Source organism: Vogesella oryzae (assembly GCF_902829295.1).
In the GTDB taxonomy this organism is placed as follows: Bacteria; Pseudomonadota; Gammaproteobacteria; order Burkholderiales; family Chromobacteriaceae; genus Vogesella; species Vogesella oryzae.
Genome location: NZ_CADEPL010000005.1, coordinates 32,861 through 56,292 on the forward strand (window position 1 = coordinate 32,861; position 23,432 = coordinate 56,292).

General features: G+C 63.2%; 23 protein-coding genes and 3 tRNA genes. 9 read left to right on the forward strand and 17 right to left on the reverse strand.

Annotation, left to right across the window (positions count from 1 at the left end; genetic code table 11):
* Positions 1–5: 5 nt before the first annotated feature.
* Positions 6–437, forward strand: coding sequence for a carboxymuconolactone decarboxylase family protein (locus HU218_RS01925; RefSeq protein ID WP_174873261.1), 432 nt, complete (start codon positions 6–8; stop codon positions 435–437).
* 73 nt (positions 438–510) lie between these two features.
* Positions 511–990 (forward strand): COG4315 family predicted lipoprotein, encoded by a 480-nt coding sequence (locus HU218_RS01930; protein ID WP_246210698.1) that lies wholly within the window; start codon positions 511–513, stop codon positions 988–990.
* 76 nt (positions 991–1,066) lie between these two features.
* On the opposite strand, the gene HU218_RS01935 is transcribed toward HU218_RS01930, so the two are convergent.
* The 5 genes from HU218_RS01935 to HU218_RS01955 all read right to left on the reverse strand — a co-directional run bounded on the left by HU218_RS01935 (position 1,067) and on the right by HU218_RS01955 (position 6,701).
* Positions 1,067–2,005, reverse strand: coding sequence for a 2-hydroxyacid dehydrogenase (locus HU218_RS01935; protein WP_246210699.1), 939 nt, complete (start codon positions 2,003–2,005; stop codon positions 1,067–1,069).
* A 72-nt stretch (positions 2,006–2,077) separates the two neighbouring features.
* Positions 2,078–2,503, reverse strand: coding sequence for a GNAT family N-acetyltransferase (locus HU218_RS01940; protein WP_174873262.1), 426 nt, complete (start codon positions 2,501–2,503; stop codon positions 2,078–2,080).
* A 177-nt stretch (positions 2,504–2,680) separates the two neighbouring features.
* Positions 2,681–4,150, reverse strand: a complete 1,470-nt coding sequence (locus HU218_RS01945; RefSeq protein ID WP_174873263.1) for a protein adenylyltransferase SelO — start codon at positions 4,148–4,150, stop codon at positions 2,681–2,683.
* Entirely contained in the window at positions 4,131–4,337 is a 207-nt protein-coding gene (locus HU218_RS01950) for a hypothetical protein (RefSeq protein WP_174873264.1), read from the reverse strand. Before HU218_RS01950 ends, HU218_RS01945 begins: the two co-directional genes overlap by 20 nt.
* A 63-nt stretch (positions 4,338–4,400) precedes the next feature.
* Positions 4,401–6,701, reverse strand: coding sequence for a YgiQ family radical SAM protein (locus HU218_RS01955; protein WP_174873265.1), 2,301 nt, complete (start codon positions 6,699–6,701; stop codon positions 4,401–4,403).
* A gap of 251 nt (positions 6,702–6,952) precedes the next feature.
* Here HU218_RS01955 and HU218_RS01960 point away from each other — a divergent pair, with 251 nt between their 5' ends.
* Positions 6,953–7,687: a substrate-binding periplasmic protein gene (locus HU218_RS01960; RefSeq protein ID WP_174873266.1), complete on the forward strand. Its 735-nt coding sequence runs from the start codon at positions 6,953–6,955 to the stop codon at positions 7,685–7,687.
* Positions 7,688–7,747: 60 nt separating this feature from the next.
* Positions 7,748–8,974: a DUF1615 domain-containing protein gene (locus HU218_RS01965; RefSeq protein ID WP_174873267.1), complete on the forward strand. Its 1,227-nt coding sequence runs from the start codon at positions 7,748–7,750 to the stop codon at positions 8,972–8,974.
* 28 nt (positions 8,975–9,002) lie between these two features.
* Here HU218_RS01965 and HU218_RS01970 read toward each other — a convergent pair whose 3' ends face one another.
* From HU218_RS01970 to HU218_RS01995, 6 genes are all read right to left on the reverse strand, one after another.
* Entirely contained in the window at positions 9,003–9,902 is a 900-nt protein-coding gene (locus HU218_RS01970; RefSeq protein ID WP_174873268.1) for a LysR family transcriptional regulator, read from the reverse strand.
* 684 nt (positions 9,903–10,586) lie between these two features.
* Positions 10,587–10,662 (reverse strand) — tRNA-Glu (locus HU218_RS01975).
* A 4-nt stretch (positions 10,663–10,666) separates the two neighbouring features.
* Positions 10,667–10,743, reverse strand: a tRNA-Arg gene (locus HU218_RS01980).
* A gap of 7 nt (positions 10,744–10,750) precedes the next feature.
* Positions 10,751–10,844 (reverse strand) — tRNA-Ser (locus HU218_RS01985).
* Between the two features lie 59 nt (positions 10,845–10,903).
* On the reverse strand, positions 10,904–12,133 hold the full coding sequence (locus HU218_RS01990; RefSeq protein ID WP_174873269.1) for an aspartate kinase: 1,230 nt from the start codon (positions 12,131–12,133) through the stop codon (positions 10,904–10,906).
* Positions 12,134–12,321: 188 nt separating this feature from the next.
* The gene (locus tag HU218_RS01995) at positions 12,322–13,308 is read right to left on the reverse strand and encodes a serine/threonine protein kinase (protein ID WP_174873270.1); all 987 of its coding nucleotides are present in this window, start codon (positions 13,306–13,308) and stop codon (positions 12,322–12,324) included.
* A gap of 61 nt (positions 13,309–13,369) precedes the next feature.
* Here HU218_RS01995 and HU218_RS02000 point away from each other — a divergent pair, with 61 nt between their 5' ends.
* The 5 genes from HU218_RS02000 to HU218_RS02020 all read left to right on the forward strand — a co-directional run bounded on the left by HU218_RS02000 (position 13,370) and on the right by HU218_RS02020 (position 17,767).
* Positions 13,370–13,927, forward strand: coding sequence for a hypothetical protein (locus HU218_RS02000; protein WP_174873271.1), 558 nt, complete (start codon positions 13,370–13,372; stop codon positions 13,925–13,927).
* A gap of 70 nt (positions 13,928–13,997) precedes the next feature.
* Complete coding sequence (locus HU218_RS02005; RefSeq protein WP_174873272.1) at positions 13,998–14,900, forward strand: cation diffusion facilitator family transporter; 903 nt, start codon at positions 13,998–14,000, stop codon at positions 14,898–14,900.
* A gap of 170 nt (positions 14,901–15,070) precedes the next feature.
* Positions 15,071–15,826: a (Fe-S)-binding protein gene (locus tag HU218_RS02010; protein ID WP_174873273.1), complete on the forward strand. Its 756-nt coding sequence runs from the start codon at positions 15,071–15,073 to the stop codon at positions 15,824–15,826.
* Positions 15,823–17,208, forward strand: a complete 1,386-nt coding sequence (locus HU218_RS02015; RefSeq protein ID WP_174873274.1) for a lactate utilization protein B — start codon at positions 15,823–15,825, stop codon at positions 17,206–17,208. Before HU218_RS02010 ends, HU218_RS02015 begins: the two co-directional genes overlap by 4 nt.
* Entirely contained in the window at positions 17,201–17,767 is a 567-nt protein-coding gene (locus HU218_RS02020) for a LutC/YkgG family protein (RefSeq protein ID WP_174873275.1), read from the forward strand. Before HU218_RS02015 ends, HU218_RS02020 begins: the two co-directional genes overlap by 8 nt.
* A gap of 121 nt (positions 17,768–17,888) precedes the next feature.
* Here the strand turns inward: HU218_RS02020 and HU218_RS02025 are convergent, their stop codons facing one another.
* From HU218_RS02025 to thrC, 6 genes are all read right to left on the reverse strand, one after another.
* Positions 17,889–19,325 carry a DEAD/DEAH box helicase gene (locus tag HU218_RS02025; protein WP_174873276.1) on the reverse strand — a complete coding sequence of 479 codons (1,437 nt, stop codon included), beginning with the start codon at positions 19,323–19,325 and terminating at the stop codon, positions 17,889–17,891.
* A 110-nt stretch (positions 19,326–19,435) separates the two neighbouring features.
* Entirely contained in the window at positions 19,436–20,353 is a 918-nt protein-coding gene (locus tag HU218_RS02030; RefSeq protein ID WP_174873277.1) for a CobD/CbiB family protein, read from the reverse strand.
* Positions 20,354–20,419: 66 nt separating this feature from the next.
* The gene (locus HU218_RS02035) at positions 20,420–20,884 is read right to left on the reverse strand and encodes a flagella synthesis protein FlgN (RefSeq protein ID WP_174873278.1); all 465 of its coding nucleotides are present in this window, start codon (positions 20,882–20,884) and stop codon (positions 20,420–20,422) included.
* A 14-nt stretch (positions 20,885–20,898) separates the two neighbouring features.
* The gene (gene flgM / locus HU218_RS02040) at positions 20,899–21,186 is read right to left on the reverse strand and encodes a flagellar biosynthesis anti-sigma factor FlgM (protein WP_174873279.1); all 288 of its coding nucleotides are present in this window, start codon (positions 21,184–21,186) and stop codon (positions 20,899–20,901) included.
* A gap of 72 nt (positions 21,187–21,258) precedes the next feature.
* Positions 21,259–21,933 carry a flagellar basal body P-ring formation chaperone FlgA gene (flgA, locus tag HU218_RS02045; protein WP_174873280.1) on the reverse strand — a complete coding sequence of 225 codons (675 nt, stop codon included), beginning with the start codon at positions 21,931–21,933 and terminating at the stop codon, positions 21,259–21,261.
* A gap of 92 nt (positions 21,934–22,025) precedes the next feature.
* Entirely contained in the window at positions 22,026–23,432 is a 1,407-nt protein-coding gene (gene thrC, locus HU218_RS02050; protein ID WP_174873281.1) for a threonine synthase, read from the reverse strand.

Consider the following 23,432-nt stretch of genomic DNA (forward strand, 5'->3'; position numbering starts at 1 on the left):
TCGCCATGTCCACCTTACGCCTGCCCTACTACCAGCTTTCCGCCACCGCGCTGGCCGGCCTGCGCCAGTGCAAGCAGGCACTGGAAGCCAGCCCGCTGGGCCTGCCGCTGATCGAACTGGTCTACCTGCGCATCTCGCAGATCAATGGCTGCAGTTACTGCCTGACCATGCACGCCGACGCGCTGCGCAGCCGTGGCGAAACCCAGCAGCGGCTGGATGCGCTGGCCGGCTGGCATGCCAGCGCACTGTTCAGCCTGCGCGAACGCGCGGCACTGCAGTGGGCGGAAGCATTGACCGCACTACCGGACAACCATGCCGCCGACGCCGACTACCAGCCGCTGGCGACGCATTTCAGCGCGCAGGAAGTCTCCGACCTGACTTTTGCCGTGGCGCTGATGAATGCCTTCAACCGGCTGGCGGTGGGCATGCGCCAGTAAGCGGCGCAATTTGGTAATTGCCCGCGGGTGGACTATGGTTGGCCTAGCAATATCACCGTGCAAAGGAACGATCATGAGCCGTAACACACTGCTTTTCCTGCTGGTACTGGGCGCGCTGGGCGGCTGTTCCGCCTATGGCCACCACGGTTACATGCATGACGATGACGATATGGGCAAAGGCCCGATGATGGGCAACCAGAGCGGCATGATGGGTAACCAGGGTGCCATGATGGGCAACCAGATGATGGGACCGGCGATGTTCCATCAGGGCGTACTGGCCGCGATGGGTGGCCGCACCCTGTACCGCTTCGACAAGGACAGCGCCGGCAGCGGCAGCAGTGTCTGCAATGGCGACTGTGCCGTCAAATGGCCGCCGTATCTGGCGGCGCCGGGCGCCCAGCCGCATGACGACTTTGCCATCATCAACCGTGCCGATGGCAGCAAGCAGTGGAGCTACAAGGGTTGGCCGCTGTATTTCTGGCAGGGCGACAAACAGGCTGGCGACATGATGGGCGACAATATCGGCGGCGTGTGGCACGTGATCAAACCGTAAACCCGCGCGCATTAAAGACAAGGCCGGACTGGCAACAGTCCGGCCTTGTTGTTGGTAACCAGCAGCGGCGCAGGGGTCAGTAGCCACGCTCGCGTACCACCCGCCCCAGACCGTCCCCGCCGGCCGCCAGCCGCGCCAGGTTGGCCACAATCTGCGCTACCGCCTGCTGGCGCAGGGTGATGGCGGCGATGTGCGGCGTCACCGTCACTGCCGGATGGGACCACAGCCGGTGGCCGGCCGGCAGCGGCTCGCTGGCAAATACATCCAGTTGCGCGCAGCGCAGATGACCGCTGTCCAGCAGTGCCAGCAAGGCGTCCTCATCCAGCAGATCGCCACGACCGGCGTTGATCAGCATCGCCCCGGCCGGCAAGGCGGCCAGCTTGCCGGCATCCAGCAGCCCCTGCGTTTCCGGCGTCGAGGGCAGCACGCAGGCCAGCACATCGCTGCCGGCCAGCAGTTCGTCCAGCCCCTCGTCGCCGAACAGGCAATCCACCCCCGCCAGCTGGCGCGGGGTCCGGCTCCAGCCGCTGACGCTATAGCCATCCGCCGCCAGTGCCAGCGCCACCGCGCGGCCGATCTCGCCCAGCCCCAGCACGCCGACGCGCACCTCGGCCGCCAGCTTCGGCGCCAGCATCTTCCACACCCCGGCGGCCTGCTGCCGGCGGTAGACATCCATGTGCCGCTGGTAGGACAGCACACCAAAGCGCACATATTCCGCCATCTGCTGCGCCATGCCGCCATCCAGCAGCCGGTAGATCGGTGTCGCCGGCGCCAGATCGCTGCGCGCCAGCAGCTTGTCCACCCCGGCGCCCAGCGCGAACACCGCCTTCAGTGCCGGCAGGCCGGCAAACAGGGCCGGCGGCGGTCCCCAGGTAATCACGTACTCCACCGCGGCGGGATCGTGCATCTCGTCCAGCGCGATAAACACCTGCCGCGGCAATGCGGCGCGGAACAGCTCGAGATAGGCAGCCACTTCTTTCGGGCTGGGGGTATGGATCAGGATCATGATGGCCATCGCTCAATACGTTGCCGCCATGTTACGGCAGATGGCGGCAGGCGGTCAGCCATGCGGCCAACCTTGCCACGGTTAGCGCAACGGTTTTTTCAGGTAGATGCGCTGGTGGCCCGGCGGGCAATCGTCCAGCACGCCCATGAACTGGAAGCCCAGCTTGCGGTAGAAATCCGGTGCCTGAAAGCTGTAGGTATACAGGAACACCCCGCCACAGCCGCGGCGCCGGGCTTCTTCTTCCGCCTGCGCCATCAGCTGCCCGCCCAGCCCGGCGCCGCGCTGCTCGTCCGCCAGCCACAGGTAGTCGACGTACAGCCAGCCCATGCCGGAATGACCGAACAGCCCGCCGACCACCGTGCCGGCCTCGTCGCGGGCATACAGTTCGACATCGCGGTAGCCGTAGTCGCCGATGTGCTCGATGTTGTAGTCGCGCAGCCCCTGCTGAATCACCGCCCGCGCCTGCGGGTCACTGCCCATGCTGAACTGGAAATCCTGCGTTGCCATGCCTGCCTCCCGTGTGGTGAAGCGGGCAGTCTAGCGATAAAGCCGCCGCCATCACGAGCGGGCAGACGCAGATCGGCACGTTTTTGTCCCAACCGTCGGCGGATCGCCCGCCTGGCCGCCGCGAAACAAGGCGCGACGCTTGGTACATCCGTTGCCGGAACGGGCTGCGCGGCCGCGTCAGGTGCCGCAGAAAGTACGGTAATCGGCCATCAGTGCCGCCGGAGCCGGCTGGGTGTAGCGCGCCAGCCCGTCGCGCTCGGTGAACGGCTCGGCCAGTACCGCCAGCAGCTGCAAGGCCGGCGCCATGTCGCCGCGTTCGCTGGCCGCCGCCAGCGCCTCTTCCACCAGATGGTTGCGCGGGATGTACAGCGGGTTGGCCGCACACAGCGCGGCGGCCGTCTGCTGCGGCGTGGCGCCGCTGGCGGCCAACTGCGCCCGCCACTGCCCCAGCCAGTCGGCCAACGGTTGCGGATCGGCAAACTGCGCCGCCAGCCGGCTGCCATCGCCTGCGGCGGCGGCGGCCAGATAGCGCCACGCCAGGGTGTGGTCGGCCGCCTGCGCCGCCAGCAACGCCAGCCAGTCTTCCAGTAGCCCCGGCCCGTCATGCGCCGGCAGGCCCAGCTTGCGGTAACCCAGCTCACGCCACTGCTGCAGGTACTGCCCGGCGAAGCCCTCCAGCACTTCGGTCGCCGCCGGCACCGCGCTGGCCGGGTCGTCCGGCGCGATCAGCGGCAGCAGCGCCTCGGCCAGCCGTGCCAGGTTCCACTGCGCGATCCACGGCTGGTTGCCGTAGGCGTAGCGGCCCTGGCTGTCGATGGAGCTGAACACGGTGTCCGGGTTGTAGCCATCCATGAAGGCGCAGGGGCCGAAGTCGATGCTCTCGCCGGACAGCGTCATGTTGTCGGTGTTCATCACGCCGTGGATGAAGCCGGCGTGCATCCATTGCGCGATCAGCCGCGCCTGCGCGGTGCAGACGCCTTGCAGCAGCGCCAGGTACGGGTTGGCCGCCGCCGCCGCGGCCGGGTAATGGCGGGCGATGGTGTAGTCGGCCAGCGCCTTGAGCTGTTCCAGCTCGCCGCGGGCGGCAAAGTACTGGAAGGTGCCGACGCGGATGTGGCTGGCGGCGACCCGGGTCAGCACCGCGCCCGGCAGCGTGGTGTCGCGGTACACCTCTTCGCCGGTAGCTACTACCGCCAGCGCGCGGGTGGTGGGAATGCCCAGCGCGTGCAATGCCTCGCCGATGATCAGCTCGCGCAGCATCGGCCCCACTGCCGCCTTGCCATCGCCGCGGCGCGAGAACGGCGTGCGGCCGCTGCCTTTGAAAGCGAGGTCGCGACGTTGGCCGGCGCGATCGATCACCTCGCCCAGCAACAACGCACGGCCATCGCCGAGGCTGGGCGAAAAGCCGCCGAACTGGTGGCCGGCGTAGGCCTGCGCCACCGGCTCGGCCCCTTCCGGCAACTCGGCGCCGGAAAACCATGCGGCCAACGTTTCCGTGGCGACAGCACTCGCCTCCAGCCCCAGGCTCGCCGCCAGCGGCGCGTTCCAGTACAGCAGGCTGGGCGCGCGCGGCACCGCCGGCTGCCAGGGGGTAGCGTGCTGCGGCAGCTCGCGGGCGTAACTGTTGTCAAAGGCGATGGCGGGCATGTTCGGGCTTTCCGGCGGTAAATACTGAATGGAGGTTCGACCGCACCGGCGTGGCAAGGTGCGGCACGCGGCGCAGCAAAAAGCTGCCCAGGGTGCAGTCATAATCCGGCGTGAAGGTGTTGCCGGACCCGGCCACGCCGGGCCGTCCCGGCGGGGTGATTGCATCGGCTGCCTTGTTGTTTTTCACAACAAAGCCCTTGCGCGATGCACAAGGGCTTTGTGTCCAGCCACCCAACGGGCGGCCTGCTGCTTAACGGCTGCGGCCAACCTTGCCGCCCGGCTTGGCGCCGCCACCGCCGCGACCGGCATTGGGTTTGGCGGCGGCCGGTTTGCCGCTGGCGGCCTTGGCAACCGCCGGCTTGGCAGCAAAGCTCTTGCCGGCCTGGCCACGCGGGCTGCCGGCCGGTGCCCGCTGGCCTTGCGGTTTGCCGCGGCTGGCGCCCGGCGCATGGTGGGCAAAGCGGTTGCGCGCCGCGGCGGCTTTGTCGCCCGGCGGCGTCGGCGGAATCAGGCAATGCTTGGCGTGACCGATCAGATCGCTGCGGCCCATGCTGATCAGCGCGTCATGGATGATCTGCCAGTTGTCGGCATGGTGGTAGCGCAGCAGCGCCTTGTGCAGTTTGCGGCGGTAGCCGTCGCGCACCACGTCCACCTTTTCCGAGCTGCGCGACAGGCGCTTGAGCGGGTTGCGGCGGGTGTGCCACATGGTGGTAGCCAGCGCCATCGGCGTCGGAGTGAAGGTCTGCACCTGGTCGAGGCGGAAGTTGTTTTTCTTCAGCCACAGCGCCAGGTTGACCATGTCCTCATCGCTGGTACCCGGGTGGGCGGCGATGAAGTACGGAATCAGGTACTGCTCCTTGCCGGCCTGGCGGCTGAAACGCTCGAACAGCTCCTTGAACTTGTCGTAGGCGCCCATGCCCGGCTTCATCATCTTCGACAGCGGGCCATCCTCGGTGTGTTCCGGTGCAATCTTCAGATAGCCGCCGACGTGGTGCTGCACCAGTTCCTTGATGTACTCCGGCGATTTCACCGCCAGGTCGTAGCGCAGGCCGGACTGGATGTTGATCTTCTTCACCCCCGGCAGCGCGCGCGCCTTGCGGTACAGCTGGATCAGGTGGCTGTGATCGGTGCCCAGGTTCTCGCAGATGTCCGGATAGACGCAGGACAGCTTGCGACAGGAACGCTCGATGTTCGGGTCCTTGCAGCTCAGGCGGTACATATTGGCCGTCGGCCCGCCCAGATCGGAAATATGGCCGGTAAAGCCCGGCGTCTTGTCGCGGATTTCCTCGATCTCTTTCAGGATCGACTCTTCCGAGCGACTCTGGATGATGCGGCCTTCGTGCTCGGTAATCGAGCAGAAGGTACAGCCGCCAAAACAGCCGCGCATGATGTTGACCGAGTACTTGATCATTTCCCACGCCGGGATGTGAGCATCTCCGTAGCTGGGGTGCGGATTGCGCGCGTACGGCAGGCCGAACACGAAGTCCATTTCTTCGGTGGTCAGCGGAATCGGCGGCGCGTTCAGCCACACATCGCGCGTGCCGTGCAGTTGCACCAGCGCACGGGCATTGCCCGGGTTGGATTCCAGATGCAGGGTGCGGCTGGCGTGCGCGTACAGTACAGGATCATGCGCCACCGCTTCGTAAGACGGGATGCGGATCACGGTCTTGGCGCGTTCGGCGCGGCGCTTGGCCAGTCGCTCTTCGCGCGATTCGATGCGGATCACCTGTGGCTTGCTTGGGTCGTTGCCGGCTGTCGCCTCGGCTGCCTGTTCCGGGATTTCCTGGTACGGGTTGAGGTGCGGGTCGATCTTGCCCGGCACGTCCACCACACTGGAATCCATCTCCTGCCACTCGTCGTCCGGCTTCCAGCCGTGCGGCACCATAAAGGCGGTACCGCGGATGTCGCGCATCTCCGACAGCTTCTCGCCACGGGCGGCGCGATGGGCGATCTCCACCAGTGCGCGCTCGGCATTGCCGTACAGCAGGATGTCGGCCTTGGAGGTCACCAGCACCGACTGGCGCACCTTGTCACTCCAGTAATCGAAGTGGGCGATGCGGCGCAAGCTTGCTTCGATGGAGCCGATCATCACGCCGATGCCCGGATAGGCTTCGCGGCAGCGCTGCGCGTACACCGTCACCGCGCGGTCCGGACGCTTGTTCGGCGCCGCGTGCGGGGTGTAGGCATCGTCGGAGCGCGGTTTGCGGTCGGCGGTGTAGCGGTTGATCATCGAATCCATGTTGCCGGCGGTAACGCCGAAGAACAGGTTGGGCTTGCCCAGCTCGCGGAAGGCCTCGGCGCTGTTCCAGTCCGGCTGCGCAATGATGCCGACGCGGAAGCCCTGCGCTTCCAGCAAGCGGCCAACCAGCGCCATACCGAAGCTGGGATGATCGATGTAACAGTCGCCGCTGATAATGATGATGTCGCAGCTGTCCCAGCCCAGTTCGTCCATTTCGGCACGGCTGGTGGGCAGGAACGGGGCGGTGCCGAAACGGCTGGCCCAGTATTTGCGGTAACTGTTGATGGCTTGCGGAGCTGCGGGAAGCGTCATTGTCAAGGCGGCATTTCTGAAGGAACCGCGCATTGTGCCAGAAAGCGGCTGGCGTTTCAGCAAAAAAAGGCTTTTTTTTCATCGACATAGCCGGATAATAACCCTGCCGGAAAGCTGGATTTGATCGCAAGGCAGGACAGGCTGGCGCCACGGCTGCAATTTGCATTGCAGCGTGCGGCGGCATGTCAAATACTGGATGGAAGCGACCGTAATGCCATGTGCTTGATGATAATTCTGCAGGGTGGCGACGCATGAACAACAAACTGTTTGTTTCCCTTCTGCTGGCCTTGTGCTGCCTGCTGCCTGGCGGCCTGCGGGCGGGCGGACTGGTGGTGGCATTTGGCGAATCGCTGGAGCCGTATGTGATCCCGCAGCTGGAAAGCGGCATCGAAGTGGACATCATCCGTGCGGCTCTGGAAGCCGGCGGTATGCAGCTCAAGCCGGTGTTCCTGGCACAAAAGCGCCTGCCGTACGCTTTTGCCAACCCGGCGGTGCAGGCCATCGCCACCATGTTGCCGGGCTACGGTGTCAATGGCGCCTATTCCGATGTCTACATCTCTTACGAGGACAAGGCCATCACGCTGGCATCACGCGAGCTGCAGTTCAAGCATATCGCCGACCTGGCCAACTACAGCATCCTGGCCTTCCCGATGGCCAACCGTTATCTGGGTGCCGAGTTTTCCAGCCTGGCAAGCCAGCATCCGGCCTACAGCGAAACCGGCAACCAGCTGGACCAGAATCGCCTGCTCTACCGCGGCAGCGTGGATGTGGTGGTAGCCGATATCCACATCTTCAAATACATGAACCGCCGGCTGCTGACCGATTTTCACGAAGTACCTCGCGAGGTGAAATATCACGACCTGTTTCCCCGCGTGCCCTACCGTGTGCTGTTCCGCTCCCCCGAGCTGCGTGACCGCTTCAATAACGGCCTGCAACAGCTGCAGCGCAACGGCCTCTACCAGCAGATTCTCGCCCGTTACAGCTAGCCCGCCGGCCGGCTGCGGCTTCCGCTAGAATGGCGGCCTCTTCCCTTTTTTGCCGCTGCCATGAAACGTACTGTCAGCCTGCTGGGCATCAGCGTACTGCTGGGTGCCTGCGCCTCTCCCGCCCCGATCACCCCTGTTGCCCCCGTTATCCAGCCAGTCCCGGTGGTCAGCACGCCACCGGCAGCCAGCCAGCCGGTGCCAGTCTCGCCGCCAGTTACCCCGCCCCCCGCCATCAGCACGCTGCCGCCAGTACCGGTCGCGCCGCGACCGGCTGCGGCCAACCCGCGGCAGCTGCTGGACAAGCTGCTGCCGGCGTACGTGAAACCGCGTGACGGCTGGCGCGATGACATCCTGAACGCCTTCAGCGCACTGAAACTGAATGCCAACGCCGAAAACCTGTGCGCGGTGATCGCGGTTATCGAGCAGGAATCGACCTTCCAGGCCGACCCGGTGGTGCCGGGCCTGCCCAAGATCGTGTGGGGCAAGATCGGCGAAAAAGCCGGCGGTTACTATATTCCGCTGGGCGTGGTGAAAACCGCGCTGCTGAAGACCTCGCCGGATGGCCGCAGTTACAAGGCGCGCATCGACAGCCTGCGTACCGAGGGCGAGATGAATGATCTGTTCGAAGACATGGCCGCCGAAGCGCAGAACCTTGGCCTGCCGGTAGGCATGAAGAACCCGATCCGCACCGGCGGGCCGATGCAGGTAAGCGTGGACTTTGCCGAGGCACATGTCCGTGCCTGGCCCTACCCTTACGCCCGCCGTGGCAGCGTGCGCAGCGAAGTATTCAGCCGCCGCGGCGGCGTGTACTTCGGCAGTGCCATCCTGCTGCAGTATCCGGAAAACTATAGCCGCATGCTGTACCGCTTTGCCGATTTCAACGCCGGCCGCTATGCCAGCCGCAATGCCGCCTTCCAGCTGGCAGTCGGCAAACTCAGCGGCAGCAAGCTGGCCGAAGATGGCGACCTGTTGCGCTACCAGAACGGCGTGGCAACCGGCAGCAGCAGTACCCAGCTGGCGCTGGACAAGCTGCGCGGCAAACTGCAGATGAGCGCGGCCGACATCCTGCGCGATCTGAAGCAGGAGAAGAGCTTCGGCTTTGTCGATACCCCGCTGTATCGCAAGGTGATGCAGTTGGCCGATAGCCAGCACGGTAGTCGCGTACCGCGCGAGGCGCTGCCGCAGATCCGCCTGCAAAGCCCGAAGATCACCCGCAAGCTGACCACCGCCTGGTTTGCCGAGCGCGTCGACGGCCGCTATCAGCAGTGCCTGCAACGCGCCCCCTGATAGCCACCGCACAGCGGCTGGCCACCGGCTAGCCGCTGTTTTCATCTCCCAGCAGCGTCTCGCGTGTCAGCGTAATCCACGCCCGCGCCGCGTGTGACAGATAGCTGTTTTTCTTCCAGATCAGGCCGATATGCCATTCGATGTGCTTGTTGTCGATCGGCACCACATCGAACTCGTCAGCCTCCAGCCGCCCCGCCACCGCCAGCGGCAGCAACGCCACCCCCAGCCGCGCCTTGACCATCGCCACGATAAAGTCCCAGTGCGCACTGCGCCCGGCAATGTTCACGCTCTTGCCCAGCAGGCGGTAGGCATCGCTGATGCGCGTTGCCAGCGAGAAATCCTCCGGATAGAACACGATGGGCTGGTCGGCAATATCCGCCAGCTGCAAGGAGCTGCGGCCATGCCACGGGCTGCCGGCAGGCGCCACTAGACATAGCGGGTCGTGTACCAGGCTAAAACTGTCGAACACGTTGTCGTCCACCGGCAGCACCGCGGCACCGATTTCCAGCTGCCCGGAGCGCACGCTGCTCTCGATCGCCCGCGCACCGTCCTCCACCATTTTCAGCTCAACCCCGGGATAGCGATCACGGAAGGTACTCACTACCGGCGCAAAGAAGGCGCCACCGGACATCGGCGGCAAGCCCACCACTAGCTCGCCGCGCGACAGCGACACCAGATCGGCCAGCGCACTATTCAGCCGCTGGTGTGCGGCCAACACGTCCTGGCCACGCAAGTACACCACCTTGCCGGCATCCGTCAGGTGAAACGACTTGCCTTCCTTGACAAGCAGCGGCATGCCCAGCTCGTCTTCCAACTGGCGCACCATCTTGCTGATGGTCGGTTGGGTAACGAATAGCGCTTCTGCGGCGCGGGTAAAGTTCTGCCGACGCACCAGTTCGGTGAAATAACGTAGTGCTTTGACGTCCATTGCGGATCATTCCATTTTCGAATTGTATTTATAATTTTAATTCATTTTTAGAATGGAATGAACCTGCATATACTCCGTATCACTCTCTGTGTTGTGTTGTGGCTCGTAACAGCAGCCCGCCGTAACAACAGCTGCAGTAATAGGTCTCTCCTCCCGTTACTGCCCGTTACGACAGGTTGTTCGTCCGACAAGGTTCTGCCAAGTCGGACAAGGCACCAGCGAATGCTGGACAGGATTGACTGGTGCCTCGTGCATCCGGGGATGGTGTACGGGGTTTTACCGCTGTATCCCTTTACGAGCGTTGTTATGCCGGCTTTCGAGCCGGCTTTTTTTTGCCTGTCGTCCGGCAAGGTTGGCCGTAGCAGCCCCCCCGCACTGGGTCGCAAGGTGATTAGCCGCAATATCAGCAGCGGCCAATGCGCCACCCACGCAAGCAAAACCCGACAGTCAACCAGCTACTCATGCCGGCAAGTCGCCAGCCGCAACCACAACAGGCCGTGGCACCGCAAATATCAAACGACAAGGACAAATGAAAAGCCAGCTGCGCCAAAACGCAGCGGACCAATGGCAGACACTGGCCATAGACGAAGCGGCATGAAAAACATGTCGCACGCGGGAGGAACAACTTGCAGCGCAACGCAGAAAACAAAAAAGCCACCTTGCGGTGGCTTTTTTGTCGAATCCTGGCGTCCCCACGGGGATTCGAACCCCGGTTATCGCCGTGAAAGGGCGGTGTCCTAGGCCTCTAGACGATGGGGACTGGGTGGCGCACCCGGAGCGATTCGAACGCCCGACCCTTTGGTTCGTAGCCAAATACTCTATCCAACTGAGCTACGGGTGCGCGGTTCTGGCGGAGAAAGAGGGATTCGAACCCTCGATACAGGTTTAAGCCCGTATGCTTCCTTAGCAGGGAAGTGCCTTCGACCTCTCGGCCATTTCTCCGTCAAGAGAGCGCCATATTAATCAACGCGACGCCCTCTGTCAAGCTTTGCTTGCAGGATTTATGCCTGCACCTGATCCAGACCGAATACCTTGTGCAGCACGCGCACCGCCAGCTCCAGGTATTTCTCGTCGATCAGCACCGATACCTTGATCTCGGAAGTGGAGATCAGCTGGATATTGATGCCCTCTTCCGCCAGGGTACGGAACATGGTGGAAGCGATACCGCAGTGCGAACGCATGCCCACGCCGACGATGGAAACCTTCGCGACTTTGTCGTCGGCATCGATCTTGCCGGCGCCGATGTGGGTCTGTACGTCGCGCAGGATAGCCAGCGCACGCTGGAACTCGCCACGTGGCACGGTGAAGGAAAAATCGGTGGTGCCGTTCTCACCCACGTTCTGGATGATCATGTCTACTTCGATGTTGGCATCGGCGATCGGGCCCAGGATCTGGTAGGCGATACCCGGCTTGTCTGGCACGCCCTTCACATTGATGCGGGCTTCGTTACGATCAAACGCGATACCGGCGACAACGGCCTTTTCCATATTCTCATCTTCCTCAAACGTAATCAGTGTGCCTTCGCCCTCGTCCTCGAAACTGGAGAGCACGCGCAGGCGTACCTTGTATTTGCCGGCAAACTCCACCGAGCGGATTTGCAGCACCTTGGAACCCAGGCTGGCCATTTCGATCATCTCTTCGAAAGTGATGGTCTTCAGGCGGCGGGCTTCCGGCACTACGCGCGGGTCGGTGGTGTAGACACCGTCAACGTCGGTATAGATCTGGCACTCATCGGCATTCAGCGCGGCCGCCATCGCTACGGCCGAGGTATCGGAACCGCCACGGCCCAGCGTGGTGATGCTGCCGTTCTCGTCGATGCCCTGGAAACCGGCGACCACCACTACCCGGCCATCAGCCAGATCGGCGCGCATGGCAGCATCGTCGATGGACTGGATACGCGCCTTGGTATGGGAGCTATCGGTGGTGACACGTACTTGCCAGCCGCAGTAGCTCTTGGCCGGTACGCCGATTTCATTCAGTGCCATCGACAGCAGGCCGATGGTGACCTGCTCGCCGGTGGACATGATCACGTCCAGCTCGCGCGGATCCGGGTAGTCCTGGATTTCCTTGGCCAGTGCAATCAGGCGGTTGGTCTCGCCGCTCATCGCGGAAACGACAACCACCACTTGATGTCCCTGGGCCTTCCATTTGGCGACACGGCGGGCCACGTTCTTGATGCGCTCAGGGGAGCCCATCGAGGTACCGCCGTACTTTTGTACGATAAGTGCCATGTTTGTTTTCTTTAGATCGGGTTTGGATGTCGGACAACGATTCTGGCCCGAGACGCCCCTGGCTGGCAAGGTATCCGGCGCCGGTTTTTATAGCGGTTTTTGCTATGCACCATCCGTAAATGGCACATAGCACGGCAGGTACAGTCCGATATTAAAAACAGATAGCGACTGTACGCATCCGGTAACCATTAAGGCATGGCAAACAGCGGCGGCTCGTCCATTGCCGCGCACTGCGCTTGCAGTTCGGCAATGCGTTCCAGCCAGTACTGCTCGCTACCGAACCACGGGAAGGCCGCCGGGAAAGCCGGATCATCCCAGCGTGCGGCCAACCAGGCACAGTAATGCAACAAGCGCAGGCTGCGCAGCGGTTCGATCAGGCGCAGCTCGCGGTAATCGAATTCGGCAAAGTCCTCGTAGCCGGCCAGCACCTCGGCCAACTGCCCGGCCTGCTGCTGGCGGTCACCCGACAACAGCATCCACAGATCCTGCACCGCCGGCGCCATGCGGCTATCGTCCAGATCGACGAAGTGCGGCCCGTCCGGCGTCCACATGACGTTGCCGGCGTGACAATCGCCGTGACTGCGCAACCAGCCGATATCCGGCAATGCGGCAAAGGCGGCATCCACCCGCTGCAACACCTCGCGCGCGACAGCCTCCAGCCGCGGCGCCAGGTGGGCAGGCAGCTGCGGACAGGCCAGAATCTGCGCCAGGGCCTGATGGCCGAAACTATTGCTGTCCAACGTTGGCCGCACGCGATAGCGCTGTGCGGCGCCAACCAGATGGATACGGCCGAGGAAGCGGCCCAGCCACTGCAACACCTGCGGATCGTCCAGCTCGGGCGCTCGACCTCCACGGCGCGGAAACAGCGCGAAGCGGAAGCCCTGCCAGTGCGCCAGGGTATTGCCGTCAAACGCCAATGGCGCCACCACCGGAATTTCCGCGGCGGCCAACTCGGCGGCAAAGTCATGCTCTTCCAGTATCTGCGCATCGCTCCAGCGTTGCGGCCGGTAAAACTTGGCCACCAGCGGCGGGCCGTCGTCGATGCCGATCTGGTAGACACGATTTTCGTAGCTGTTCAGCGCCAACAGATGGCCATCGCAACGCAGGCCCAAGCTTTCCACCGCATCCAGAATCAGGTCCGGTGTCAGTGCGGCATAAGGATGTAAAGTACTCATCGCGCCATTATGCGCTGCGGCCAACCTTTGCGCATGCCGCCGGCTGGCTTACCATCTGGCCATGAGCACATCATTTACCTATTTCGAAGCCGAAGACCGCATCCTGGTGGTGATCGAGCCGGGCACGCACAAGTTATGGCTGACACGGCGGCTGGCACAGGCCATCGTGCATGACATCGCAGGCATTTTTGCCAGCCAGGTGCCGGGCGGCGGCATTCCCGGCGCCGGCAGCGCCGAGGAGCGCATCGCGCTGGAGCACCAGATGGCGATGAATGGCGAGGATTTGCCGCAGGAAGAAGGCGGCAAGGCCATGCAGTACAGCAGCTCTGCACCGCCGCGCCGCAGTGCCGACGAGACGCCACTTTGCACCGGACTGGATGCCAAGGCTGGCAGCAGCTATGCCAGCATCGGTTTCGTCATCGGCGATGCCACGCTGAACCTCAAACTCAGCCGTGCCGGCTTCCATCGCCTGCTGCGCGGCATCGCGCTGTGCAGCAACCAGGCCGGCTGGCAACTGCAGGATGTACCGGCCTGGCTGACACAAAGTCTGCTCGGAGATCTGCTGGCATCACTGCCCCCACTGGACGAATCGGCCGATGACGATCCGGCCGGCAACTGATATGCCATTCATCCAGCCTTAAGGCTAGGCAGCTAGACTTGCCGCCGCATTCCCTTTTCCGGAAACCATCATGCCCACCCTGCAACCGATACAAGATCACGAACACGTCGATGCCCGCGAGCAGCTGGCCGCCCGCCGCAGCCTGTGGGTCAGCGTCGCCCTCAACCTGGTGCTGACCGCGCTGCAGGCGGTTACCGGCCTGCTGGCTGGCTCACAGGCCCTGGTGGCCGATGCCATGCACTCGCTGTCCGACCTGCTGGCCGACTTTGTCGCCATGCTGGCCGGCCATCACAGCCGCAAGGAGGCCGACGACGACCACCACTACGGCCACCATCGTTACGAAACGGCGGCCTCGCTGGCGCTGGGCCTGCTACTGTTGGCCGCCGGCGCCGGCATGCTGTGGACCGCGGCGGGCAAGTTTGCCGGCAGCACCCCCTTGAGCAGCGTGCATCCGGCGGCGCTGGTTGTCGCGCTCATCACCCTGGTCAGCAAGGAAGGCCTGTTCCGCTACATGCTGGCGATTGCCGAGAAAGTTCGCTCCAGCATGCTGGTGGCCAACGCCTGGCATGCCCGCGCCGATGCGGCCTCCTCGCTGGTGGTGGCGCTGGGGATTGGCGGCAACCTGCTGGGCTACACCTGGCTGGACCCGGTTGCCGCGCTGCTGGTGGGCTTCATGGTCGGCAAGACCGGCTGGGAATTCGCCTGGGACGCGCTGGGCGACCTGATGGACCGCGCTGCCGACGAACAAAGCGTGGCCGCCATCCGCCAGACCCTGCTCGACACTCCGGGCGTGCTCGGCCTGCACGACCTGCGCACCCGCCGCATGGGCGACATGATCCTGGTCGACGTCCACCTGGAGCTGGCTGCCGAGCAGAGTGTGCGCGAGGGCCACGATATCGCGGTACAGGCGCGCGAGCGGGTGATGGCGGCATTTCCGGTGCTGGACGTGATGACCCACGTCGATCCGGTCTAAGCCGTAACACACCGCAGACAACCGGGGCATGCCCCGGTTTTTTCTTGCCCTGCCCCGTCGCCGCGCACGCGAGGGTAATTCCGCATTGGCAGTAACCCATCCAGCAGCTTTAATCCACAACATGGCCCGCGTCCGTTCCGGACGCCATTCTGGAGATAGCCCGCACCGCCATGAAAGTCGCCCTGTTCATTCCCTGTTTCGTCAACGAACTGTACCCGCACGTAGCCATGGCCACCGCCGAGCTGCTGGAAGGCTACGGCATCGAAGTCGTCTATCCGCTGGAACAGTCCTGTTGCGGCCAACCTGCCAGCAACAACGGCGACAGCCAGGGCGCCTGCGATGCCGCGCGCCGCTTCACCGGCGTGTTCAAGGACTACGACTACATCGTGTCGCCGTCCGGCAGCTGCACCTCGCACGTCAAGCATCACTACGGCTGGTACATCGCCGAGGATGCCGACTACCAGCGCCTGCAGCCCAAGGTGTACGAAATCGTGGAGTTCCTGCAGGACGTGCTGCAAGTGGACAAGCTGCCCAAGCCGGTGTACTTCCCGCACCCGGTGTCCATCCACCAGAGCTGCCACGGCCTGCGCGAGCTGCACCATGCCGCGCCGTCGGAGCTGATGATCCCCTACCACTCGCGGCTGGAACGCATCCTGCAGCTGGTGGATGGCGTGGAAGTACGGCTGCCGGAACGCCGCGACGAATGCTGCGGCTTTGGCGGCACCTTCAGCGTCGACGAGCCGGAGGTGTCGGTGGCGATGGGCGAAGACCGCGTGGCGCAGCACGAGGCCACCGGTGCCGAGTTCATCGTCGGCGCCGACCCGTCCTGCCTGATGCACATGGGCGGCATCATCCGCCACAAGTGCCGGACTATCCGCCCGCTGCACATCGTCGAGATCCTCACCGGTCGCGGAGGTGCGGCATGAAGAACGACAACATCAACCACGCCGAAGCCGCGGCCGCCTTTTTGCAAGACCGCGAGCAGGCGCGCTGGCACGATTCCGCCATCTGGTGGGTGCGGCAGAAGCGCGATGCGCAGGCCAAACAGTTACCGGAATGGGAACAGCTGCGCAGCCTGGCGCAACAGATCAAGGCGCACACACTGTCGCGGCTGGACGAATACCTGGAGCAGTTCCAGCGCAACGCCGAGCACAACGGCGTCAGCGTGCACTGGGCGGCCGATGCCGACGAACACAACCGCATCGTGCACGGCATCCTGGCTGCGGCCAACGTGAAGAAGCTGGTGAAGTCGAAGTCAATGCTGACCGAGGAATGCGGGCTGAACCCGTATCTGGAGCAGCGTGGCATCGAGGTGATCGACACCGATCTGGGTGAGCGCATCGTGCAGCTGCGCCACGAGCCGCCGAGCCACATCGTGATGCCGGCGATCCACCTCAAGAAGGAACAGATTTCGGAGTTATTCCATAAGGAGCTGGGCACCGAGGCTGGCAACAACGACCCGACCTACCTCACCCATGCCGCGCGCGCCAACCTGCGCGAGCACTTCCTGACCGCCGATGCCGGCCTCACCGGCGTCAACTTCGCCATCGCCGAAACCGGTGGCGTGGTGGTGTGTACCAACGAAGGCAACGCCGACCTCGGCACCGCGCTGCCACCGATACACATCGCCAGCATGGGTCTGGAAAAAATCATTCCGCGGCTGGAACACCTGGGCGTGTTCACCCGCCTGCTGGCACGTTCGGCCATCGGCTCGCCGATTACTACCTACACCTCGCACTTCCACCGCGCCCGGCCCGGTGGCCAGATGCACATCGTGATCGTCGACAACGGCCGCAGCGACATCCTCGGTAACGACGACTTCTACCAGAGCCTGCGCTGCATCCGCTGCGGCGCCTGCATGAACACCTGCCCGGTGTACCGCCGCAGTACCGGCCACAGCTACAGCTACATCATTCCCGGCCCCATCGGTTCCACCCTGGGCCCCAGCCGCGACATCAAAAAGCACGGCAGCATGGCGTTTGCCTGCACCACCTGCGGCTCGTGCAGCAATGTCTGTCCGGTGAAAATCAACCTGCACGAGCAGCTGATCCTGCAGCGCAAACGCGCCTTCGATGCCGGCACGCTGAAGCCGGCCAAGAAAATGGGCCTGCTGGCGATGCGCTTCCTCACCCGGCACCCCAGTCTGATGGACGCCGGCGGCAAGGTGATGCGCAAGGTGGTGCCGATCCTGCCGCAGACGCTGACGCAGCACAGCGCGTGGAGCCGCCCGGGGCGGGAACTGCCGGAGATGCCGGCACAGAGCTTCAAGGAAATGTGGCGCGCCCGCCAGGAGAAAAAACATGACTAGCCGCGAGCAAATTCTGGCCAATATTCGCCACAAGCGGCCGCAAGGCCCAGCCTTGCCGGACATCCACGCGGTGCCGTTCATCCGCTTTGATGACCTCTTTGCCGCCTTCAGCAACCTGATCGGCAACCTCGGTGGCAGTGCGGTACAGCTGCAGCCGGGCGAAAGCGTGCTGGACGCAGTACGCCAACGTTGGCCGCAACATGGCCGCCTGGTAGACCTGACCGCCGCCACACAACCACAGACCGCCCAGCCGCACGACTGGCACGATGTCGACGTGGCGATTGTGCCCGGCGAGGTAGCGGTGGCGGAAAGCGCCGCGGTATGGGTAAGCCATGCCGACAACCAGTGGCGCTCGCTGTACTTCCTCACCCAGAAGCTGGTACTGGTGGTGCCGCGCGATGCCATCGTCGATACCATGCGCGACGCCTACGACCGCATCGCGATCCGCGAACACGGCTTCGGCAGCTTCATTTCCGGCAGCTCGCGCACTGCCGACATCGAACAAAGCCTGGTGATGGGCGCCCACGGCGCCATGGCGGCGCTGGTGGTCTTCGTCTGAATACTGTGTTGTTGCTTCTTGCTACGGTCCTGCGGGACCGTTTTTTTTTGCGGCCAACGTTGGCCGCCGCCATGAAAAAAGCCACGATCTGCATCGTGGCTTATTGGTGGCGGAGCAACGCTCAGCTGCGTTCCACCTTGTAGCGCGGCGGCAGCAACAGTGCCGGTACTTCGCGCTGCCGCTGCGGCAGCATGCGGCCGCCCAGCTTTTTCATTACCTTGCGGCCTTCGCCGTCATCTCGCTCGCGCGGTTTGTCCGCCGTCTGCAGCAGGCTGCGGCTGTGATCGCGTTCGCGTGGTTCACGCATTTCGCGTGGCTCGCGACGCTCGCGGCTGTCACGCGACTCGCGCAATTCACGACGGTCACGGTCTTCGCGCTCGCGACGGGGCGCAGCCTCGCCATTAGCTTCCTCGCGGCGGCCGCTGTAACCCTGCACCGTCTGCGGGGTCAGCGTCTGCTTGGTCAGCTTCTCGATCGCCTCGTGCTGCTTGGTCTCATCCGGCGACATCAGCGAGATGGCGACACCGGAAGCGCCGGCACGACCGGTACGGCCGATACGATGCACGTAGTCTTCCGGCGAGTTGGGCATCTCGTAGTTGACCACGAACGGCAGCTCGGAAATATCCAGCCCGCGGGCCGCCACATCGGTGGCCACCAGCACTTTCACTTCACCGGCCTTGAAACGGGTCAGGGTTTCCAGACGGGCGCTCTGTGCCTTGTCGCCGTGGATGGCCTCGGCGGCATGGCCGTCACGCTTCAGGTCACGCGACAGCTGGTCGGCAGAAATCTTGGTGCGGCAGAACACGATCACCTGGCTCATGTCGCGCTCGCGGATCAGGTGCGACAGCAGGGCACGCTTGCGGTAACCGTCCACCGCATACACCAGCTGTTCCACCTGGGCATTGGTGGAGTTCTGGCGCGCCACCTCCACCGTCTGCGGGTCGCGCATGAAATCGGCGGCCAACTTCTTGATCTCCGGCGCGAAGGTCGCCGAGAACAGCAGCGTCTGGCGCTCCTTGGGCAGCATGGACATGATCTTGCGGATGTCCTGGATAAAGCCCATGTCCAGCATGCGGTCGGCTTCGTCCAGCACCAGCACGTCCACCTTGTTCAGCTGGATGGTTTTCTGCTGCACGTGGTCCAGCAGACGGCCCGGCGTGGCGATCACGATTTCGATACCGCGACGTAGTTCGGCCACCTGCGGGTCCATGTTCACGCCACCAAAAATGGTGGTGCTGCGCAGCGGCAGGTGTTTGGTGTAGGCCTTGGCGTTGACGCCGATCTGGTCGGCCAGCTCGCGGGTGGGCGACAGGATCAGCGCACGCACCGGGTGCATGGCCGGCGATACGCTGGGGTTGGCGAATTTTTTCAGACGCTCGAGAATCGGCAACAAAAAGGCGGCAGTCTTGCCGGTACCGGTTTGCGCCGCGGCCAACAGGTCACGGCCGGACAGTACCAGCGGAATGGCCTTGGCCTGGATCGGGGTAGCTTCCGAGTACCCCATCTCGTCGATGGCACGCAGGATCTCGGGTGCCAGGCCTAGCTCGGCAAACGACATGTCAGGAACTCCAATCGGTCCGCCGCCGCACGGTGGCAGCAGCAAACCTGTAAATCATTAAAAAGCGAAGCGCCGCCCTTGCACAAGGCGGCGCGCAAACTTGCGGCGGCTCAGCCGAACAGGCTGGCGACACTCACTAGCAGTACGACAAACAACCACAGCAGCACCGTGCGCCATACCAGCCCTACCGCGCTCTTCAGGTAGTTGGGATCGGCTTCGTCGCCCACGCCCAGTTCCGGACGGATGTTGAGGGTGTAGTTCTGGCGGACCGGATCACCCAGTCTCACGCCCAGCGCACCGGCTGCAGAGGCCAGCAGAATACCGGTCGCGTAATTGCCCCACGTCCGCGCCTGCGAACGCCAGCAGTAGACGGCATCCTCGAAGTCACCCATCACCGCAAAACTGATGGCAGTCAAACGCACCGGCATCCAGTCCAGCCACTCGCCGGCGCGACCGGCAAAGCGGCCAAACAGGTCATCGCTACCGCGATTACCCCACTTTTGCGCCAGCAGTTGGGCAAAGCGGTACAACACCGCACCACTCGGCCCCGGCATCAGCACAAACCAGAACATGGTACCGAACACATGGCGATAGCTATCCACCACGCCCTGCTCGATCGCCAGACGCGACACCTCGCCGACCGATAGCTCGCTGGTCGGCTGGTTGATCCAGCTCGACAATGCCTGACGCGCCTCGAACTCGCGGCCCTCATTCAGCGCCAGCGAAATCTCGGAGAAATATCCGGAGAAATGGCGAAAGCCCATGGTGAGATACAGCAGCAGCACGTTCCAGACAAACGCCAGCAGCGGGCTGATGGCATTCAGCAGGTAGTAGCCACCAACCGCCAGCAGCAAAGCCGGCACCATGGCGGCAAACCAGGCAAGCACCCCGTGGCGGTTGTAACCGGCATTCAGGGTGCGCTCGAGGTGATTGGCATAACGGATGAACAGCAGCCAGACGCGGTTGCGGTTACCGAGGGGACGCAGTTGCTCAAGAGCCAGTGCGGCGATCAGCGAAATCAGGGTCATGGATACGCGGATGGTTGTTGGTTACCCGCGGAGGAAGATACCACAAAACCGCCAGCGGGGCGGTGGCTAGGCAGACCCCAGGCGGCGCGAACCGCTGAGAGTCGAGGACAGGTTACCCTGGCGGCCGTAACCGGCAACAGCCTGGTTTGATGCTTTTAGCGAATCGAGCACCTCGGAAGCAAACTTCATCCGCTCCTGGGCCAACTCGGCATTTACGTCGTTGAGCGCCTTCAGTTTGACCAGCCCTTTTTCCAGCGACTGCCACAACTGACGCACCTCGGATGGCGCCTGCTGCAACCATACCTGCCAATGGGCCGCATCGGTATAGCCGGCACGCTCCTGCATGCCAAGGCGCGCCTCGCGCGCGGCGGTCAGGTCATCCAGCTGGCGCAGCTTGGCATGCGCCATTTCCTCAAGATTGAAGGCGTCAAAACGTAAAATGGCCCGCTGTTCCTCCTCCAGCGTATGCTGCAGGGCGTCCAGCGCGGCCACTTCGGTCTGGCAAAGAGCCAGCAGGCTTTCTACATCCATGATCAACCCCGGCCTTAGCCTGCCAGCAGTTCCTTGGCAGAGGCGATCAGGTTATCGGCAATGGCTTCCGGGTGAATGGTGAACTCACCGGAGGCGATAGCAGACTTGATGGCAGCCACTTTGTCGGCATCGAAGGCCGGCGAGCTGGCTGCGGATTGCTCCATGCCCTGCAAGCGGCTGGCGAACGGATTGATCGCAACGCTTTCGCCGTCGGTACGTGCGCTAGCGTTTTCCGCCTTGCTCTGCGTACGGCTTGGGGCGGTAAAGCTGCTTGCAACCTTGCCCGAGTTGTCGATTTTCATGATTCACCCGCCTGAAATCTTTTTACAGTTATACCTATTATCGCCCGAAACTTCTGAAACTTGATGCTTTTTTTATGGCATCTGCACTGTCACACTGCCATCAGGCTCGGCAGTGGCAGAAACCACCTTGCCATTGCCGACCCGCACGTTCACCCGCTCTCCTGCGCCGGCATTGCCCAGTGCGGTGGCATCGCTGCTCACCGCAAAGCCGTCACCCTGTATCAGCAGTTTGACCGGCTGATTCATTTTGACCACATACGGTGAGCGCACCTGCGATTCCGTCAACATGGTACCGGGCGGCAACGAGGTACGGACCATCTGCCCCAACACCAGTTTCTGGTCGCGGATACCCTGGCTGAGCTGCGAACGATTATTCACTGCGGCCAACCTGACATCATCGGCTTGCACGATGTCGCCGGCACGCAGCAGCCGGGTGGTCACCAGCACCAGCTGCAGCTCCCTGGCCACGACCGGAAGGTTGAGGCTCCAGCCCTGGTCGACACAACTAAGGGTCACGCTTTGCTGAGGACGGGCATTCCCGGCAGGCCAGGCAGCCTGTAGCGGTTGGCCGCATGCCGGCATCGCCGGTTTGCGGGCCTGCAATTTCAGCTGGTAGTTATAGCCATCCTCACCCTGCCGTGCTTGCAGAAACTGGTTGGCAACCTGCTCCATTTGCCGGCCGTTCTGTACCGCCGCCCACAACGGCAAAGGCAGCAACAACAAAGCTGCAATGATTGTCTGCTTCATCCGGCCATTTTACCCCGCATCTGTAGCAATGGCAGAGACAAAAAAACCGCGCTTTCGTTTCCGGAGCGCGGGTTTGCCGGGAGAAAACAGGATCAGGCCAGTGCCTGACGGATATAGGCTTTCACCTTGTCCGCATCTGCCTCGAACACCGTGACACGCTGTGGCAGCGCTTCCAGACCATCAAAGCCGTCCGGACGCGGCGCCTCGCGATTCAGCGCCTCGCGAATGGTATCGGCGAACTTGGCCGGCAGCGCGGTCTCCAGGCAGACAATGGTCTCGCCCGGCTGGCGCACTTCGCGTGCCACCTTGATACCATCGGCGGTGTGGGTATCCACCACCACGCCATCCTCGGCATCCACAGCGCGGATGGTCGCCAGCCGGTCGGCATGGCTACTGCTGCCGGAGACAAAACCGAATTGCTCGCGTACCTGCGCCAGCTGGTCGGCCAGGTCAAAACCCTTGCCGCCATCGACCGCTGCCCACAGCGCCTTCACCTTGCTACCATCGCGGCCAACCAGATCGAACACGAAACGCTCGAAGTTGGACGCCTTGGAAATATCCATCGACGGGCTGGAGGTAACGTAGGTGTTGGCGGTGCCACGCGGCGTGTAACGACCGGTCTTGAAGAACTCGTCCAGCACGTCGTTTTCGTTGGTAGCCACGATCAGGCGCTCGATCGGCAAGCCCATCTGGCGGGCGATATGGCCGGCACAGACGTTGCCGAAGTTGCCGGACGGCACGCAGAAGCTGACTTTCTCGTCGTTGCTGCTGGTGGCGTTGAAATAACCCTTGAAGTAGTACACCACCTGCGCCACTACCCGCGCCCAGTTGATGGAGTTCACGGTGCCGATCTTGTACTGCGCCTTGAAGGCGTGATCGTTCTGCACCGCCTTCACGATGTCCTGGCAATCGTCGAACATGCCCTTGATGGCGATGTTGTGGATGTTGGTATCCTGCAGGCTGTACATCTGCGCGCGCTGGAACGAGCTCATCAGCCCGTCCGGACTCATCATGAACACGTTGATGTTCTGCTTGCCGCGCATGGCGTATTCGGCGGCTGAGCCGGTATCACCGGAAGTGGCGCCGACAATGTTCAGCTGCTCACCCTTCTTTGCCAGCACGTATTCGAACAGGTTGCCGAGGAACTGCATCGCCATGTCTTTGAACGCCAGCGTCGGGCCATTGGACAGCTCCAGGATCACCAGCCCGTCATGCAGACGCTTCACCGGCGTAATCTCCGCCGAGCCGTACACCTTGGCGGTGTAGGTGCGATCAAGAATATCCTTGAGGTCCGCTTCCGGAATATCGGTCGCAAACAGGCGGATCACTTCAAATGCCAGCTCGGCATAGGACAACTGCCGCCAGGCATCCAGCTCTTTGCGGCCAACCTGCGGGTAGCTTTCCGGCAATGCCAGACCGCCATCCGGCGCCAGGCCCATCAGGATGGTGTCGGAGAATTCGAGCGGCGCCATGCCGCCACGGGTACTGATGTATTTCAT